Annotated in this window: 19 protein-coding genes; 1 reads left to right on the top strand and 18 read right to left on the bottom strand. The window is 59.1% G+C overall.

The window, feature by feature from the left end:
• The coding region (locus tag G463_RS0102020) for a transposase (protein ID WP_026973862.1) at window positions 1-253 on the top strand (253 nt) is incomplete at its 5' end.
• Window positions 254-719: 466 nt separating this feature from the next.
• Here G463_RS0102020 and spo0A read toward each other — a convergent pair.
• The 18 genes from spo0A to G463_RS18180 form a co-directional block, all read right to left on the bottom strand.
• Window positions 720-1,514, bottom strand: a complete 795-nt coding sequence (gene spo0A / locus G463_RS0102015; RefSeq protein WP_026973861.1) for a sporulation transcription factor Spo0A — start codon at window positions 1,512-1,514, stop codon at window positions 720-722.
• Window positions 1,515-1,710: 196 nt separating this feature from the next.
• Window positions 1,711-3,003 carry a SpoIVB peptidase gene (spoIVB, locus tag G463_RS18205; RefSeq protein WP_035485127.1) on the bottom strand — a complete coding sequence of 431 codons (1,293 nt, stop codon included), beginning with the start codon at window positions 3,001-3,003 and terminating at the stop codon, window positions 1,711-1,713.
• A 127-nt stretch (window positions 3,004-3,130) separates the two neighbouring features.
• Window positions 3,131-4,834 (bottom strand): DNA repair protein RecN, encoded by a 1,704-nt coding sequence (gene recN / locus G463_RS18200; protein WP_035485123.1) that lies wholly within the window; start codon window positions 4,832-4,834, stop codon window positions 3,131-3,133.
• Window positions 4,812-5,720, bottom strand: coding sequence for an NAD(+)/NADH kinase (locus G463_RS18195; protein WP_084171135.1), 909 nt, complete (start codon window positions 5,718-5,720; stop codon window positions 4,812-4,814). The genes recN and G463_RS18195 overlap by 23 nt, the downstream gene beginning before the upstream one ends.
• A gap of 16 nt (window positions 5,721-5,736) precedes the next feature.
• Window positions 5,737-6,264, bottom strand: a complete 528-nt coding sequence (locus G463_RS0101995; RefSeq protein WP_026973860.1) for a hypothetical protein — start codon at window positions 6,262-6,264, stop codon at window positions 5,737-5,739.
• A gap of 65 nt (window positions 6,265-6,329) precedes the next feature.
• Complete coding sequence (locus tag G463_RS0101990; RefSeq protein ID WP_026973859.1) at window positions 6,330-7,169, bottom strand: TlyA family RNA methyltransferase; 840 nt, start codon at window positions 7,167-7,169, stop codon at window positions 6,330-6,332.
• Entirely contained in the window at window positions 7,166-9,052 is a 1,887-nt protein-coding gene (gene dxs / locus G463_RS0101985) for a 1-deoxy-D-xylulose-5-phosphate synthase (protein WP_026973858.1), read from the bottom strand. The genes G463_RS0101990 and dxs overlap by 4 nt, the downstream gene beginning before the upstream one ends.
• Before the next feature lie 24 nt (window positions 9,053-9,076).
• The gene (locus tag G463_RS0101980; RefSeq protein ID WP_035485121.1) at window positions 9,077-9,667 is read right to left on the bottom strand and encodes a hypothetical protein; all 591 of its coding nucleotides are present in this window, start codon (window positions 9,665-9,667) and stop codon (window positions 9,077-9,079) included.
• A gap of 713 nt (window positions 9,668-10,380) precedes the next feature.
• Complete coding sequence (locus G463_RS0101975) at window positions 10,381-11,274, bottom strand: polyprenyl synthetase family protein (protein ID WP_026973856.1); 894 nt, start codon at window positions 11,272-11,274, stop codon at window positions 10,381-10,383.
• On the bottom strand, window positions 11,274-11,501 hold the full coding sequence (xseB, locus tag G463_RS0101970) for an exodeoxyribonuclease VII small subunit (protein WP_026973855.1): 228 nt from the start codon (window positions 11,499-11,501) through the stop codon (window positions 11,274-11,276). Before xseB ends, G463_RS0101975 begins: the two co-directional genes overlap by 1 nt.
• Entirely contained in the window at window positions 11,467-12,876 is a 1,410-nt protein-coding gene (gene xseA, locus G463_RS18190; RefSeq protein ID WP_051321806.1) for an exodeoxyribonuclease VII large subunit, read from the bottom strand. The genes xseB and xseA overlap by 35 nt, the downstream gene beginning before the upstream one ends.
• Window positions 12,876-13,736, bottom strand: coding sequence for a bifunctional methylenetetrahydrofolate dehydrogenase/methenyltetrahydrofolate cyclohydrolase FolD (folD, locus tag G463_RS0101960; RefSeq protein ID WP_026973854.1), 861 nt, complete (start codon window positions 13,734-13,736; stop codon window positions 12,876-12,878). The genes xseA and folD overlap by 1 nt, the downstream gene beginning before the upstream one ends.
• Before the next feature lie 101 nt (window positions 13,737-13,837).
• The gene (locus G463_RS0101955) at window positions 13,838-14,848 is read right to left on the bottom strand and encodes an NAD(P)/FAD-dependent oxidoreductase (RefSeq protein ID WP_035485114.1); all 1,011 of its coding nucleotides are present in this window, start codon (window positions 14,846-14,848) and stop codon (window positions 13,838-13,840) included.
• Window positions 14,849-14,993: 145 nt separating this feature from the next.
• A complete protein-coding gene (locus tag G463_RS0101950) occupies window positions 14,994-15,977 on the bottom strand; it encodes a tRNA (adenosine(37)-N6)-threonylcarbamoyltransferase complex transferase subunit TsaD (protein WP_026973852.1) in 984 nt (327 codons plus the stop codon).
• A gap of 27 nt (window positions 15,978-16,004) precedes the next feature.
• A complete protein-coding gene (gene nusB / locus G463_RS18185) occupies window positions 16,005-16,442 on the bottom strand; it encodes a transcription antitermination factor NusB (RefSeq protein ID WP_051321805.1) in 438 nt (145 codons plus the stop codon).
• 30 nt (window positions 16,443-16,472) lie between these two features.
• A complete protein-coding gene (locus tag G463_RS0101940; protein WP_051321804.1) occupies window positions 16,473-16,706 on the bottom strand; it encodes a DUF2273 domain-containing protein in 234 nt (77 codons plus the stop codon).
• Between the two features lie 3 nt (window positions 16,707-16,709).
• A complete protein-coding gene (gene amaP, locus G463_RS0101935; RefSeq protein WP_425387042.1) occupies window positions 16,710-17,186 on the bottom strand; it encodes an alkaline shock response membrane anchor protein AmaP in 477 nt (158 codons plus the stop codon).
• Between the two features lie 137 nt (window positions 17,187-17,323).
• Window positions 17,324-17,731, bottom strand: coding sequence for an Asp23/Gls24 family envelope stress response protein (locus G463_RS18180; protein ID WP_035485111.1), 408 nt, complete (start codon window positions 17,729-17,731; stop codon window positions 17,324-17,326).
• Between the last annotated feature and the right edge of the window lie 18 nt (window positions 17,732-17,749).

Genomic DNA, 17,749 nt, shown 5'->3' with positions numbered 1-17,749 from the left:
CCGATACCGTCGCCGGCTGCGGACGACGAATGGTGTGGAGCGGCTGAACGAAGAAATCCGGCGCAGAGAACGGGTGATTCGCATCTTTCCGAACCGAGAATCCGCTATCCGGCTGTTGGGGGCGCTGCTGATGGAAATCGACGAAGCCTGGACCACGGGACACCGTTACCTGAATATGGACGAGTACTGGCAGTGGAAGAAACAGCAGCAAGAATCAGGCCAACAAGCTAAGCTCCATATCCTAAACGCCTGACTGTGAACATTTTGTGACGTCTACCAGAGACGGGATTTTACACACAATCTCGGACTTGATCTGAAACGATTCCACAGGCTTTCGACGACTCTGTGATATTGCTTGAAAAGTACGTATCCAAGTTTCCTTGTCTCTTCGCATCAAGTCCTTCGCACATCGCTGCGGTGGTTCCGATCCGCTTGTTGTAATCCATCGGCAAATGACATGTGTAAACCGATAATCGTTTCTCCTTGATGGCACAGAGCAGGTCGGGATTGACAGGAACAGATCCTCTACCCCATTTGCCTCTCGGGTCGCCGCATTCCATGTGAAGCGGGTGATGCATAAACAGGAGATTGCCGGGCCGTTTCCCTGATTGCGGATCGATGAAAACCGTTTATCAGCATTCCAATGTTTAGCCAGGAGTGTTTCAGGGGGGGTTACCTCAGGAGGGGAACCCCCGAAAACAAACCTCGACCGCCAGGAATTACCCCACCTTGTGTTCCATCCTCAGCTTGTCCGCAATCATGGCGATGAACTCCGAATTCGTAGGCTTCGTTTTCGAAGCACTTACCGTATATCCGAAGACGGATCGGATGGCATCCACATTCCCGCGTCCCCAAGCCACCTCTATGGAGTGGCGGATGGCACGTTCAACGCGGGAGGGCGTGGTCTTAAACCGCTCTGCGATTCGTGGATAGAGAGTTTTTGTAATTGATCCGAGGATCTCCACATCATGGTAAACAATGCTGATGGCTTCGCGCAGATACAAATATCCTTTGATGTGCGCTGGTACGCCGATTTCGTGAATCATCTTGGTGATGGCCGCATCAACGGATTGCCTGTTGATACCGCTGGACTGGGACAATGGCAGTATGGGCATGGACGCCGCCACCGGAGACGTCGCCGGGGACGTCATCGCAACTTGGCGAATGCGCTCCAAAAGCACCGGCATGTCAAACGGTTTCAGGATAAAGTACGATACCCCCAGCTCCATGGCGCGGCGGGTTACCGTCTCCTGACCAAAGGCGGTGAGCAGAATCACCTTCGGCAGCGTATCCGCCATCTCGTTCAGTCGCTCCAATGCGCCAATACCGTCGAGGACCGGCATGATGATATCCAACACGACAATTTGAGGGCGAGTTGTCTTCACGAGTTCCACCACTTCATTGCCGTTGTGAGCAACGCCGCACACCTGCATGTCTTCCTGGCTGTTTATGTATTCTCTGAGGAGTTCGGAAAATTCGCGATTATCGTCCGCTATCAGAACCTGTAAAGGCACTTGTTGATTCCCCCTCGTTTGGTGTCGCGTGTAAAGATTTCGACATTAGACCGGCATGTCCTGCCAATTCGATTGGAATACTTTTCGTTGAAATCGGACCTTCATCGACAGAAGTCGACATGCTGGTAGAGGGACATATCTGGACACAGTGCGATGGTGATGCTATCCGCATCACCATCGGGATATGCGCATCCGATTAGGCGGACTGAACGTTTTCCTCCGGCACATGTTCGGTTTCATCGCCAGCGCTGAGCATCCAGGCAGCGTACACACCATACCCGCGGGACGGATCGGAAACAAAGACATGTGTCACCGCGCCAACCAGCTTTCCGTCCTGGACGATGGGACTCCCGCTCATTCCCTGCACGATGCCGCCGCACAGACGGAGCAGCCGTTCATCGGTCACGTGTACAATCATGCTTTTCGTCGCAGGTCGCTGTTGGCGGACGAGGTTTTCAATCTGCACATCATAGGCTTCCACGGTCTGCCCGTGAACCACCGTATAAATTTTCGCGGGCCCTTCGTGCACTTCTCTCGGCAGGGCAATCGGCATGACTCTCTCTGTGGCAAGGGGTACATCGGTCGACAGGGTGCCAAATACCCCGTAGGGTGTGTTTCGCTCAATATGTCCGATTTCTTGTTCCGTGTGGATGAATCGTCCGCGTTTTTCTCCCGGTTTTCCGGCTAAGCCGCGAACCACGCTCAACACCTCTGAATGAAATAACGAACCGGTGCCGTGAATGGGTTGGCCCGTATCGGCGTCCGTGATGACGTGACCGAGAGCGCCGAACCGGCGCGTGGTCGGATCATAATAGGTTAAGGTACCCACACCGGACGTCTTTTCCCGCACATAAAGACCCAGGTGAGGCTGGCCCTCCTCGTCCAGCGCAGGCTGAACGTGCACGATACGATGGTCGTCCCCGCGCCGTACCAGCAGTTCCAGACTGCCTCGTGAATGCTGTACGAGTTGGCGCACATCGGCGGCCGACTGAACTTGACGCCGATTGATCTGTTCGATGACGTCACCCATTCGGACATCCGCTTTGGCGGCAGGCGAAGCTCCAGTCCGGTTGACGCGTTGGTACCCGACCACCATGACGCCATGCGACTTCAATCGGATGCCGACGGACTCCCCGCCGACCACCACACGATGTTCCGGAACGACCTGAACGTCAACGGATTTCCAGGGCAGGAATCCAAACAACCGGGTGGAGATGAGGGCGTGGCCCACGTGCTCCGGTTGAATAGCTACGTCTTCGAGCGGGCCGGCGTGAACCGGTAAGGATTGAACCCGCAGCACCGCATCGTTGGACGTTGATATCTTGGCACCATGCGGCAAACGCAGCGGAACAACCGTTTGACCGCCCAACGAGACCTCGATGGACGCCGGAACAGAGGTGAATTGGTGCACCGGCGGAGAGAGACAGGCCAGACAAAAAACTGTCGCGCACAGCCAGCGTACCCATCGCTTGCGTAATTGCTCCCGCATGTTGCGCCCCCCTTTTGCGTTGCACCTCCCAAGCAATCGCTCGTGGTACTAAGGTGCCCCGGGCAGAGGGGTTTATGAAGCGTAAAACATGCCACCGGCGCGTACATCCGTCCGACGGAGGAGGATATCACCGCTCACCCGCGCTACCTTTCTCCGCCATCCGTTCCAACAGGGCCCGGGCATGTGTTTTGGCCGTATGGTCAGCGATACCACCGCCGAGCAGGCGGGACAGTTCGTCAATGCGGCCGTCCTCGTCCAGCTTCTTGACCAATGTCGTCACTCTGCCGCGCTGCTCCACCTTGGCAATGTGGTAGTGCCAACGCCCAGCAGCAGCCACTGGAGCAGAGTGGGTCACGCACAGCACCTGGCGTTTGCGCGCCACGTTCTGCATCATTTTCGCAACCCGCGATGCGGTGTCGCCACTGACCCCCGCGTCAATCTCGTCGAAGATGAGCGTACCCAGGTCGTCGACCTCGGCCAGGACCGACTTCAGTGCCAGCAGTGTCCGCGATAGTTCACCACCGGAAGCCACCTTCTGAATCGGTTTCGCGTCCTCACCTGCATTCGCGGACAGTAGGAACTGGACGTGGTCAGAACCATCCTCGCCAAACTGTGGCGCGCCGTCACTGGATACGCGCGGCGTGACCGCTACTTCAAACAGCGCATTGGGCATATTCAATTCCCGCAGCGCTTTCTCCACTTCCTTCGCCAATTTCGCCGCCGCGCGCCGACGCATGTCGTGCAGCCTCTCCGAATGTTCCTGCAATATCTGCAGTGCATCCTCCAATGCCTGCTTCAGCCGTTCCGCATTCGCTTCGTGATTCAGCAGCTCGTCCCGTTGTTGGATAGCTGTTTGATGGTATGTCAGCACATCCTCCACGCTAGGGCCGTATTTCCTCTGCAGACTTCTCAATTGAACCAGGCGGTCTTCAATTCGCTCCAATTCAGCAGGGTCCAGATCCCATTGATCTCCCTCCCGCCGGAGCTGATGCAGCGCTTCTTCGGCGTGGACCTGTGCAGTTTCCAACAGGTCCAGCGTTTCCTGCAACGACGGTTGATATGCAACGGCCGCTGCCACTTCACGAGCCGCCTCGCTGAGCCATTGCACCGCCTGTCCGTCCAAATAGTTCTTGGCCTGTTCAAGCGCGGATGCGACTTTGTCCATGTGCTGCAGGCGCTGGCGCCGCTCGCGCAGCATCTCCTCCTCACCGGGCTGCAACCGGGCATCCTCAATTTCCCGAATTTGAAATTCGAGCATATCCAAGCGTTGGATTCGCTCCTGTTCGCCCATCAACGAATCGCGATAGGCGTCCAGAGCAGCGCGATAATTGCGGTACGCTTTGCGGACTTCCGCCACCTGCTCGGCGTGACGGCCGTACAGATCAAGCATGCGCAATTGTTCATCCGGGCGCAACAGGCCCTGGGTATCGTGCTGGCCGTGCTGTTGAACCAATTTTGCGCCAAGCTCCCGCAGCATCTGCACGGTGGCCAATCGGCCATTCACTCGGCACACCGTCCGCCCGGTTTGAAACAATTCCCGGGAGATGACCAACGTTCCGTCTTCCTCGGGAATTCCCCAGTCCTGCAGCAGCGGCACCACGCGCGCCTGTACGGAAGGGGAAAGGGCAAACACCGCTTCCACGAAGGCGCTGTCCTCATCCTTGCGGATCCACTCCGCCGACCCACGGTTGCCGACCAGCAATCCGATGGCATCGAGAAGAATGGACTTCCCCGCCCCCGTCTCGCCGGTGAACACATGAAAACCGGAATCCAGCTTCAGTCGAACCGAGTCAATCAACGCCAAGCGTTCAATGGTCAACTCGAGCAGCACTGCCGCGTGCACCTCCCGTTGTCAAGATACCGCCCCCTCGGGGCGCATCCTGTCCGTGCAGCTTTTGCCGCAGTACGGAAAAGAATTCCCTGTCCCGCCACTTGACCAACGTCGTCGTGACCGGTGCCTTTCTCACCACCACTTCGTCTCCCGACACCAGTCGCACGCCAATTTGTCCATCGACCGTAAGACCCAAATCCTGATGGGGCGCATGCACACGCAGCCGCACGGTCTGATCCGCCTGGATGACACAGGGCCTCGTGGACAAGGTGTGCGGACAGATGGGCGTCACCAGAATGGCCTGCAGTTGCGGTACCATGATGGGACCGCCGCAGGACAGCGAATACGCGGTCGATCCCGTCGGCGTCGACACAATCACCCCGTCTCCGCGGAATGCGTCCAACAGCACATCGTCCACATGCACATCCACGTTCACCATGCGCGCGAACGACCCTTTGCCAATTCCGACGTCGTTCAACGCCAACAGCCGCGACACTTGCCGCCCGTCGCGCAGGACGGACGCTTCGAGCATCAGGCGCGATTCCAGATCGTATTCGCGGGTGGCCACGCGGCGTACCGTTTCCTCCACATCCGTGGGCTCCGCTTCGCTCAGGAAACCGAGGTGGCCAATGTTAATCCCGAGCAGCGGCACGCCGTAGGGCGCCACTTGCCGAGCCACACCGAGAAGCGTTCCGTCGCCGCCCAGGACAAAGGCCATCTCAGCACCCGCCAATTGGCTCATCTCGTCCGATTTGTCCAACTGCCCCTGACCGATTTCAATGATCACTGTGGCCATGCCGTGTGCGTGAAGCAACTGGAGCAGGCGCTCCTGAACGGCGCATGCCTTCGGCTTGTCCAGATTCGCAATGATTCCTACCGTTCTCACATTCCGCCTCCTCAATCTAGCCACCATGGAGCCAGGCCATTGCCACCAGCACACCGAGCAGAAACCACCCAAGCCGCTGCATCATCGCGCGCCGTCGCAGGTGCCCCGGTGTTTTCCAGGAAAAGTCGATGACCTGCACGCGCTCCTCGTCCACGTCGATGCGTAAAATGCCTTGGACGCCGAACACCACATAAACCGGGAACCACTGTTCGCGCAGCTTGGCCCCGCTCACACCGGTATCGCGGGCGGACGCCAGCTTCACCGCGTAGTATTTCGCTCCTTTGCGGACCACGAAGTCCGCAATGAACGACTTCTTGTATTCCTTGTCGCCGTAAAATGCGGCGAACTCCACGCGGTCGCGAACCCGCACAATCTGATACCCGTTGTCATCCAACCAGTTCCGGGCGGCCGAGAGTTTACCGCGTAGCGGCACTTCCGTCGGCCGCTTGCTGAAGAACACCGATTTGCCGAGCCAGTACACCATCGCGAGACAGCCTGCCAACGCGAACAAATCACGCCACTGCATGATCACGGTCCTCTCCACGGCGGATTCTCCATATTGATTTCCTCATGAAGCAGGAAAATCCTGTCCTGCGTTCAGGACAGGATTTACAGGACCGGCGTCTCCTGCCGGAACGCTTCCCAAGCCGCCATCACCGTGTCTCGCGCTGTGGAGAGCCAATGCTGTAGGCTTTGCTGCGTCACTGGCGAAGACACCCAATGGGCAAGGTACTCAATATTGCCATCGCCGCCCTGAATGGGAGAGAACGTCAGACCCGCGCATCCCATGCCCCGGTCATAAACAAACGTCAACAGGCGTTCCAACACATCCAGGTGAACCTTCGGGTCGCGGACAATGCCGCCCTTTCCCACGTGCTCCCGGCCCGCCTCAAATTGCGGTTTGATGAGGCTGATGATCTCGCCCGGCGGTACCAGAAGTTCCTGAAGCTTTGGGATCAGCAACTGCGTGGAGATGAATGAAACGTCCATCACTCCGATATCCGGGCGCGGGGAGAACGCGCCCACGTCCACGTGGCGGAAATTCGTCCGCTCCATCACCACGACCCGTTCATCGTTACGAAGTTTCCACGCCAACTGGCCGTATCCCACATCCACCGCATACACCCGCCGTGCGCCGTGCTGCAGCGCACAATCGGTGAATCCACCGGTGGATGCGCCCACATCCACGACCACGCGCTCCGTCATGGGCACCGCGAAGATGTCCAGGGCATGTTCCAACTTCACGCCGCCGCGGCCCACGAACTGATGGGTCGGCTGGTACACGTTCAGAACGATGTCCTCCGCCACCTGCGTCCCCGGTTTGTCGAGGACCTGCCCATCCGCCCGCGTGACCCAACCTGCCATGATGGCCCGACGTGCCGCTTCACGACTCTGAAACAGGCCTCGCTGAACCAGCAGCACATCCAGGCGCAATTTACCCGACTTCATCGCGGGCCGCCCCCGACCTGCGTCGTTCGCCCGGCTTGCAAGACGGACAACACATCCTCCACGAGATGTTCCGGCGTCAGTCCCACGAACTTCAGCAGTTCCTTTCGGGTCCCATGTTCGATAAAGGAATCCGGAATGCCGCGCCGCAACACCGGCGTTGCAATCCCATGTTCACTCAGCAATTCCAATATTGCGGAACCAACGCCACCCGCCAACGCCGCTTCTTCCACCGTGACGAGCGGCATCTTCCGTCCTAATTCGCAGATCAAGTTAGCGTCGAGCGGCTTGACGAACCGCAGGTTCACCACGGTCACCTGCACGCCGTGTTCCATTTCTAATATCCGCGCCGTCTCCATCGCCACGGGCACCATGGGACCCAGTGCCAGAATGGCGGCAGCATCTCCCTGGGTCAGGCGCTCCGCTTTGCCGATGGGCAGTTGCCTGAGCGGCTCGGTGCAATCAACGCCCACCCCATCCGCGCGCGGATAGCGCACAGCGACCGGGCCATCCCACTGAATTCCGGTGTACAGCATGTGCCGGAGCTCGTTCTCGTCTTTTGGCATCATGACCACCAGGTTCGGCACGGTCCGCAGAAACGCAACATCGAATACACCCTGGTGCGTTTCGCCGTCCGGTCCCACCAAACCGGCGCGATCAACGGCAATGAGAACCGGCAACTTTTGAATGCAGATGTCGTGGATGACCTGGTCATAGGCGCGTTGTAGAAACGTCGAGTAGATGGCCAGCACCGGACGTTTGCCTGCCGCAGCCAGCCCGGCGCAAAACGTGGCCGCGTGCTGTTCCGCAATGCCCACATCGTACAGCCTGTCTGGAAATTCCTGACCAAACTTCGTCAACCCGGATCCGGAGATCATGGCGGGCGTGACGGCGACCAGATCTGGCATCTGCCGGGCCAATGCCGACAGGGTTTCTGCGAAGACGCTGGTGTACGACGGAGGGCCTCCCGGTTTCGCGGCGGTGGGCCACGCATGCCATTTGTCGGGCGCCTGCTCCGCTGACGCAACCCCTTTCCCCTTGCTCGTCACCATGTGAATGAGCACGGGGCCCTTCAAACGTTTGGCGTCCTCGAGCACCTTGAGCAAACGCTCGAGGTCGTGTCCATCCACGGGGCCCAAATACTTGAATCCAAAGCCTTCAAACAGCAGCCCGGGGACGAACAGGTGGCGCATGGAGTCCTTGAATCGTTCCAACGTCTTGGTCAATTTCGGGCCGATGGCCGGGAGTTTTCGCAGCAGGCCTTCAATTTCCGCCTTTGCACGCGAATACGTCGGATCGCTGCGCAGCCGGGTTAAGTAGTGAGAAAGGGCGCCGACGTTTTCTGAGATGGACATTTCGTTGTCGTTCAAAATGACCAGCAGGTTTGTCCCCAGATGGCCGGCGTGGTTGAGCGCTTCCATCGCCATTCCGCCGGTCAGCGCACCATCGCCAATGACGGATACCACATGGTAATTCTCTCCCGCGAGATCTCGCGCAACAGCCATACCCACTCCGGCCGAGATGGACGTGCTGGCATGACCGGTCCCGAATTGGTCATGTGGACTCTCGGACCGCTTCGGAAACCCTGCCATGCCGCCGAATTGGCGAAGCGTGGCAAAGTCTTCCCTGCGCCCCGTCAGCATCTTGTGCACATACGCCTGGTGCCCCACGTCCCAGATGATTTTATCCTTCGGGCTGTCGAACACTTTATGTAACGCCAGCGTCAGTTCCACAACTCCGAGGTTGGCGCCAAAATGACCGCCCGTCCTCGATATCGAATCCACCAGGAACTGTCGGATTTCCCCGGCCAGTACTTTCAATTGCTGCACGCCAAGCGGCTTCAGATCCGTCGGCGAGTTGATATGCTCCAAATACGTTGTCAACACCCCACAGTGTTTACTGTCCAAGCATCAATGGCGCGTCTTGGTCTTTGCCTTTCTTCGCTGGTCCTTACCGCGTCCAAATATCCAGATGGTGTCGAAGATCTTCGCGGCCACCAGAATGATGGGCGTTGGAGACTGAATCGCCAGCGTCTTGCCCAGGGCTTTTGCCCCCACAGTAATGGAAGTGACCATCGCCGTCAATATGATGGTCACGAGTTCTCGTTGCCATCCTTCCAAGCGCAGGGCATCACCCAGCTGGACCGATACCGCCAACGCGCCGGCGCCGCTCAGGACGCCGGCGATGTCACCGACCACGTCGCTGCAGATGCTGGAGACTTTCTCCGCATTGCGCACAATCACGATGGCCCGCCTGGCGCCAAACACCTTTTTCGACGCCATTGCGTGAAACGGTGTTTCGCGCGCCGCCGCGGCTGCCACACCGAGCATGTCGAACAGCGCGCCGATGAGGACAATCGCCACTACCACGACTGCGCCGACGTACCATTGCATCTGATCTAAAAAAATAGTGGCTGTGTCAAACACACCACTGAGAGGCAGGGAAATTGCGGCGACCGTTAGGATGAACGGCAGCGCCCCCCGTACCGTAGTTTTTTTCATTATGTACCCCCAGAGCGAGGAATAAATCCTGGGTGGCAGCTCCTTGGGTAAACGCTGTGGCTTAGGTCCAGTAGGTTTTCCCAAGGACGCACCGACGCGTCGCCGCATCGGCGGTTTCCCTTTACGCATCCCTTGACCGTGTCGCCAACGATCAGACTGGATTACCACTTAGTCCACACTATAATCCCCAAAGAGCCACGACACCGTACAGTCTAGGCGTTTTCCGCGACAACCGTTGCCGACTCCTAGCCTCTTTTGCAGTACAGATTTCACACGGCACCGGCGCTGCTCCCTGGCCGGGGAGCGGGCGCCTGCTTCCCGTGATCCTTCGGCACCACTCAAGGCAGGCTACGCTGCACACAGATGGACTCCGCATGCAGGTTCATACCCCAAGCCATAACCTCCTCATAAAGCAGGCCACGGACGTGGGCCTCCGCGAAAGCTGGGTCAGATCACGCATGCCATTGCGAGTTGCCCAACTTTCTTAACTCCCAGCACCAGCCCAAGGCTGGGCGCCTCAAGCCAGCACCAGGAACTTCATCGATGTGCCCTTTGGCGGATTTTTAGCCCCGCCTTCAGAGCCGGACGGTTGACTAGAATACTGCGCCACCCAAACGATGATTCGATTATACCATACATCCGTCCCGCACGAGATATGAAGGTTGCTGCCAACGTTGCCACGGAATGATCCGCTTGCCGACGGCGCCCTCATCCTATTTGTTGCGATGCACGATGAATTCACCAATCCCAAACAACAGCGGCGCGTGCACGTCCGCGTCCGTCAACGCTCGCTTCGCTTCCGCAAGCTTTTCTTCAGCCATGCGCAGCGTCTCGTCCAGACCCACCAAGCGAGGGTACGTCAACTTCTCGAGGCGTTCATCCGATCCGACCGGTTTGCCCAATTGCTCCTGTTCCCCGGCGACGTCCAACCAGTCGTCGACCATCTGAAACGCAACGCCCACCGCTTCTCCATAGAGGGAAACCGCCGCTTGTTCGGCCGCCGACAAAGGTGCGAAGAGACTGCCAATCACCACGGACGCCTGGATCAGTTTCGCCGTCTTATGGGTATGGATGAACTGGAGCAACTCGACGCTGCCTTCCGTACGCTCTGCCAACACATCCGCCTGTTGCCCGCCAACCATGCCGAACACACCCGCGGCATTGGCGAGCGTGCGGATCATACGCAACTGTACCTCGGGGGCCACCGGCAAGGGCTGCGCCAGCAGCTCAAACGCGTATGTGAGCAGTCCATCGCCGGCCAACAGCGCCGTCGCATCCCCATAAACTTTGTGGTTGGTCGGTCTGCCTCGCCGAAGGTCGTCGTTGTCCAGGATGGGCAGGTCATCGTGAATCAGCGAATAGCAGTGGATCAACTCCAACGCCGCAGCCGCTGGCATCACCACATCCCGAGGCACGCCGAACGTCTCGGCCGCCGCGATACAGAGCACCGGCCGCAATCGCTTGCCATTGCCCAACAAACTGTAGTTCATCGCTTCGAACAAACGTTCTGGCCGCCGATCCGCGTCCGGCGGAAACAGCCCACTCAAGTAGCGATGCACCTGGTCACCCGTGGATTGAATGTAGTCCTCAACCCGTGTCTCGGACATCAGGAGTCCTCCCGCGCCTTGACGGCATCGGTGTCCATCAGCCGCTCAATCTCCAATTCCGCGGTGTCCAGCTGCCCGCGGCAGAATTGAACAAGCTGCATCGCTTCCTTGTACCGTTCGATTGCTTCTGCGAGCGGCAGCTCTCCGGACTCCAGCTTGCGCACGGTCTCCTCCAGCCGCTGCATGGCGGCTTCAAAGGTCAAGTCTTGATTGAACCCCTCGCTCATATACATCCGCCTCCCCGCTGTCGACTGTGGCCGTCACTTCACCATCCGCCATCCGAATGCGAATGCGATCACCGGCCATCACCTGGCTCGCGGACGCAATCACCCGTTCTCCGTCCGCCGCATACACCACACTGTAACCACGCCGCAGCACGCTCAATGGATTCAACGCCTCCAGCGACACAATGGCCCTGTCCAGCGCGTTGTTGCGTCGCGCAACATACAGCCGAACCGCCTGCTCCGACCGGGCCTGATGGCGCGCCAGCTCATTGCGCATCGCGCCGATGCGCGTCTTCACGTTCACCCGGTGCAGTCGCTCCGTCAGCTCTGCAAACCCGCGGCGTCCCCGGGCAATGGGACGTGTCGCGAACTGCTGCAGTTGACTGGCGAGAAACTCCACATGCTGACGATACGCGTTCAACACATTGGCGGGACGCTTCAGCACCGCGGCGCCGGATGCCGCCGCCAATCGCTGCCGATGGGCCGCCAACCGGTGGCGAACCGCCGCAAGTCCACGGCTTTCCCATTGCTGCAACTGTTGGCGCAGATCAAGCACGTGCGGCGCCACCATCTCCGCCGCAGCCGTGGGTGTTGGGGCCCGGACGTCGGCAGCAAAGTCACAGATGGTGTAGTCTGTCTCATGGCCCACCGCAGAAACCACCGGGATGGGACAGCCAGCCACCGCACGGGCGACCACTTCCTCATTGAACGGCCACAACTCTTCCAGCGATCCGCCGCCGCGCGCGACAATGATGACGTCGATTCGCTCATGGGTATCCGACCATTCCAACAGCCGGCGTAGCGCCTGCACAATCGACGCCGCCGCGGTCGGTCCCTGCACCAAAGCCGGAGACAAAATCACTTTGGCCAAGGGATAGCGCCGCTCCAGCGTGCTGCAGATATCGCGGATGACCGCACCGGTCGGCGACGTGACCACGCCCACCCGGCGCGGGTGGCGCGGGAGCGGGCGTTTGCGGTCAGACCGAAACAGCCCTTCGCGCTCCAATCGCTCCTTGAGCTGGGTGAACGCCACATACAGCGCGCCAATACCATCCGGCTGCATGTCGTCCACATACACCTGATACTGACCGTCCCGCTCGAACACACGAATGGCGCCACGGACAATGACGCGCATCCCATCTTCGGGGATGAACGTGAGATTTCGGGCGCGGCTGGCAAACATAATCCCACGCAGCCGGCTCTTTTCGTCTTTGAGCGTGAAGTACAGATGGCCGCTGGTGTGGCGCTTGAAATTGGACAACTCGCCGACGACCGAACACATCTGGAGCATGGGATGCCGCTCCAACGCGTCGCGTATCAACTGAGTGACTTCAGTGACCGTCAGCACATTCGTCGTATTCAGCAGTGGTTCAGCCATCACCAGGCCTCCTTGAGCCCACGTCGAACCAGCCCCAATTGAACCGTGTTCTGCATCAGCGTGGCCACGGTCAACGGACCGACACCCCCAGGAACTGGCGTGATGGCATCCGCGATGGGTTCGACTTCGTCGAAATGGACATCGCCGACCAACCGACCATCCAACCGGTTCATTCCGACATCCACCACCACAACGCCCGGTTTCACATGATGGCGGCCAATGAGATGAGCGCGTCCGACGGCCACCACCAGAATGTCCGCCTGACGGGTGTAGCTGGCGAGGTCCACCGTTTTGGAATGGCACACTGTGACCGTGGCGTCCTCCTGCAAGAGGAGAGCCGCCATCGGCTTGCCGACGATGTTGCTCCGTCCCACCACGACCGCGTGCCGGCCGCGAATGGAGATGCCCTCCCGGTGCAGCATGTTCACAATGCCCTTCGGGGTACATGGCCACACCGCATCCATGCCGATGGCAGTGCGCCCCACGTTCATCGGATGAAACCCGTCCACGTCCTTGGCGGGAGAGATGCGTTCAATGATCTCCGTCGCCTGAAGATGAGGAGGCAGCGGCAGTTGAACGAGAATTCCGTCCACCTCCGGATCGGCGTTCAATTTATCGATGATGGACAACAGTTGCGCCTGTGTGACATCTTCAGGCAGGCGGATCACTTCGCCTGCAAGGCCAATTTTTTCGGCCGTTCGCTGTTTTCCCCGAACGTAGCTGGCGGACGCCGCATCTTCACCGACCAACACCACCACCAGCTTCAGCACCACACCTTGCGTCCGCAACCGGGTCAATTGCGCTGACAGTTGTTCGTGGATGGCTTCCGCGGCCGCTTTACCGTCCAATCGCCTCGCCATAGGCGGCATCCCCCCATGTTCTTCGCTGCTGCTTGTCCAGCCGTCGGGCGGGCGCGAACAATCCGCGTTGACGCGCCGCTTTTGGGCCCGCGTCTCCCGGCTTACTCTTTGCGATTGCTGCTGTGACCAGGACTCAACCGTGCCTTGGGGTCGATATACGTCTTTGCGTTGTTGACCGCGGTCGGCGCTTCCCCAAATCCGGTGGCGATGAGTTTCACCTTGCCCGGATACGTGACGATGTCTCCCGCCGCATACACGCCGGGAATGTTGGTCTCCATCCGCGTATTGACAACAATTTCATTGTTCACAATTTCCAAACCCCAGTCGGCAATGGGTCCCAGCGAGGCGGAAAATCCAAGCCCGCTCACGATGGCATCCACCGGGATGGTGAAGGTTTCCTTCGTCTTGTTGTGAATCAGCGTGGCCTGCTCCAGGCGGTCACCGCCGTCCACGGCATGGAGTTCAACAAACGTCCGGACGTCCACCGAGGATTCGTACAACTGTTTGACCGACTCCTCATGCGCCCGGAACTGATCCCGGCGGTGGATGAGAGTCACCGATTCCGCGACATCTACCAACATCAACGCGAAATCGACCGCGGTATCACCGCCGCCAACCACCAGTATGCGTTTCCCCCGAAAGCGCTCCAAATTGTCGATGAATGCGTAAATGCCATTATCCATAAAGCGCTCTACGCCTTCACCGGGCAACGGCCTCGGCGAGAACGCGCCAATTCCTGCACAAATGATCACCGCCCGGGTCAAGTGCAACCGCTTGTCGGTGACCAGCTCAATGACACCGTCCTCACGTCGGTTCAACTGTTCAACCCGCTCGTTCAGAAATACCTGGGGGTGATATTGGAACGCCTGTTCCTTCAATTGTTCCACCAATTGACGGGCGCGAATTTTTGGAAATCCGCCCACATCATAAATGAACTTCTCCGGGTACAGCGTCGCCAGCTGACCTCCCAATTCCCGGAGGCTGTCAATAATCTTGCAGGTCGCATCGCGCATTCCGCAATAGAACGCGGCGAACAGCCCGGTTGGACCGCCACCGATTATGGTAATATCCACAATTTCATTTTCTTGGATTGTGTGATCCGCAGCCGACACAGCGGTCCCTCCTCCTGTTACCCATCCGTTTCACCCGCCCATTATACCGTAACATGGACGGTCAACCAATATGTATCGAAGGAACCGTAGACCCCGCAGACGCTGCCTCCGCGCGAAATGACTCCACCACATCGGCCTTCGCCGCCTACCGCCCCCGGAACAGAAATTTCCAAGCAATGCGTGCCACGCCGAGGGCATTGTCGGAGGAATAGCGCGCGGGGGCAAACCGAACGCGCAGGTCTGGCCGCAGGATGCCGAGACGGCGGCAGACTCTGTCGCGAATCGCTTCATTGGCAGCCACGCCGCCGGCGATGACGCAATCGGACACGTTCACGTCCACCCGGCGCAATGCCTCATCCACGGCTTTCACCAATGCATTGGCGATGCACTGCTGAACTGCGTAGGCGACCTCGGCGTGATCCACGCCCGCCTCGATGGCGCGCAATGCCGCCGAGCACGGGCCGGAAAAGCTGAGGCGCCCGTTCACCAAGCGTCCCCCGAGGCGCAACGTGGAAGACGACACCCGGCGCGCCAACTGTTCCAGGTGGGGGCCCGCCGGGAACGGAAGACCCATCGCCACGCCCACACGGTCGACAAACTGTCCCGCGTGAAGATCGGCCCCTTCCGCCACGGGCGTCACACGATAACCAAACCGCGTCCCCTCTGCCAATACCACGTCTGATGTCCCACCCGATAGATGCACCGCCAAAAACGGCCTGTCTCCCGTCATATCTGGCAGAAAATACGTGGCCGCCGCAATGTGGCCCTCCTGATGGGAGGTGCGAACCACCGGCGCGCCCAGCAGCGCCCCCACGGTTTCGGCCACACTTTCCCCAGCCCGGAACACCGGCATGTACGACGCAGCCTGCGGTCGCGGCTGGACAGACACTCCGATGCCGCACCACGTGACTCGAGCCGCTTCCGAAAAGCCCCCCATCAAAGCCCGGACCATCTGCGGCAACTGCTGAACATGAAAAAAGAGCGCGTCCGACTGACGAAGCCCTCTTTCACCGTGTTTCACCGGCAGCACGCGTCGAGCTTCCGACACCCATTGTCCCGTATCCGCATCCACCGCACACACGGAAGTCGTGTAATTGCTCGTATCGATGCCGAGAATGCACCGTCGCATGTCCATTCTCCTTTACCGTACACGCGCTCAGGGTTCCACCTTTGACTGACCCTGCCGCCGTTCTTGCGCCACGGGCAGCAGTTTCGCCAACACCCCGTTGACAAACCGCCCCGATTCCTCCGAACCAAACGATTTCGCCAACTCAATCGCTTGGTCCAGGATGACGGCCACATCAACATCCAATTCGTACAGCAATTCGTACGTGGCGAGCCGCAACACGTTGCGCTCCACAGCGGCGATGCGCTGCAGCTGCCAACCTTCCACGGCGCTCTGCAACAGCTCGTCCAATTCCTCGAGGTGCCCGCTGGTTCCGGACACCAGTTGCTGTACGTACCGAAGGTCGCCATCCAACACGCCCTCGACTTCGGACATCACGTGGTGCACGGCTGCATCTGCCTCTGCTTTACCCACGTCCATCTGATACAGCGCTTGGAGCGCTTTTTGTCGTAACTCTCCCCGTCGCATGCGCTTCCTCCGTTCTCTACATCCCGTCTCTCACGAATCGTTAAAGCGATCCGCCAGTAGTTTGTCCACCACGTCTTTCCACGATTGATGTTCCTCAAGAATTCGGCCGACCGCAAAGCCGGCCGTGGCCAACACCAACAGCGCGAGCGTGGACCACAGTCCGAACACCATCCAAAATACCCACAGGATGCATCCCGCGATGCATCCCAGCCAACGCCGTCTCAGTCCCAGCAACATCAGCGCCCACTGTCGCAGCTTTGCCATGGTTTATTCCACCCATGCCTTGGTGTTCTTGGCAGGACTCCCCGTCACTTCGGCCACGTTGACCACCACGCGCTCCACGTTTAAACCGGTGGTTCGTTCCACATACGCCTTGATTTCCGACTGTAGTTCTCCACTGACCTTGTCCAACTCGAGGTCCGGCAACGCCTTCACGCGGATGGCCAAGAGTATCCCGTTTTGCCCGGCGCGGACGCGGGTTTCCAATTCCTGCACCCCTCGGACCATTCGCCCCGTCCGGTTGGCCAGTTGCCGAATGGTTTCGAAAGAGATGCGAATCTGCCCGTGCTCTCCGGGAATGGACACGTAATCCGGCTCGGGACTTGCCCACCGGTAGAAGACGAAGCGCAGCGCGACCAGCCCAACAATCACCGCCACCACCACGGTGTAAACATTGCCGGGCGTAGTGGTGAGATTGGTGAGCCAATCGGCGTCGACGTTCACGACACCCACGCCCAGCAGCACGGTCACCACCGCCGCGGCCAGACCACCGATGGCAAGGATGAACAGCAGTATCCGATCTAGAAGACTCACGAGACCCCCTCCTATGTACAACAGGGTGGCGCGCCAAGCCATCACTGGTCGCCTGCGCCACCCGATTTTTACCGTGTGCGCTTGTCCACGACTGCTTCTACGGGGTCTTTTTGCTTATCGGTCTGGAATGCAATCGCAGACACGTGGACGTTGACCTGCATGACGTCGAGTCCCGTCATACCTTCCACCGCTTGTTTCACACTCTCCTGAATGCGCAGTGATACGTCCGGGATGTTGACTCCGAAACCAAGCACGACGGAGAGGTCGATGGTACAGCTCTTGTCCTCGTCCGCGAAGGTCACCTTCACACCGCGCGACGGGTGTTTGCGGCCCAACAGGTTCTCCGTGAACCCGCCGCTGCTCAATTCCACGACGCCGTCCACATCGCTCGCCGCAATTCCGGCGATGACCTGTATCACCTCATCCGCAATTTGAATCTTGCCTAAATCATTGGACTGAAACTCCATGTCCTGCATGAAAAGCCCTCCGTTTCG

The sequence above is a fragment of the Alicyclobacillus contaminans DSM 17975 genome, assembly GCF_000429525.1.
Taxonomy (GTDB): Bacteria; Bacillota; Bacilli; order Alicyclobacillales; family Alicyclobacillaceae; genus Alicyclobacillus_A; species Alicyclobacillus_A contaminans.
The sequence above is the reverse complement of the archived record's forward strand: the minus strand, read 5'-3'. Positions and strand labels throughout refer to the sequence as shown.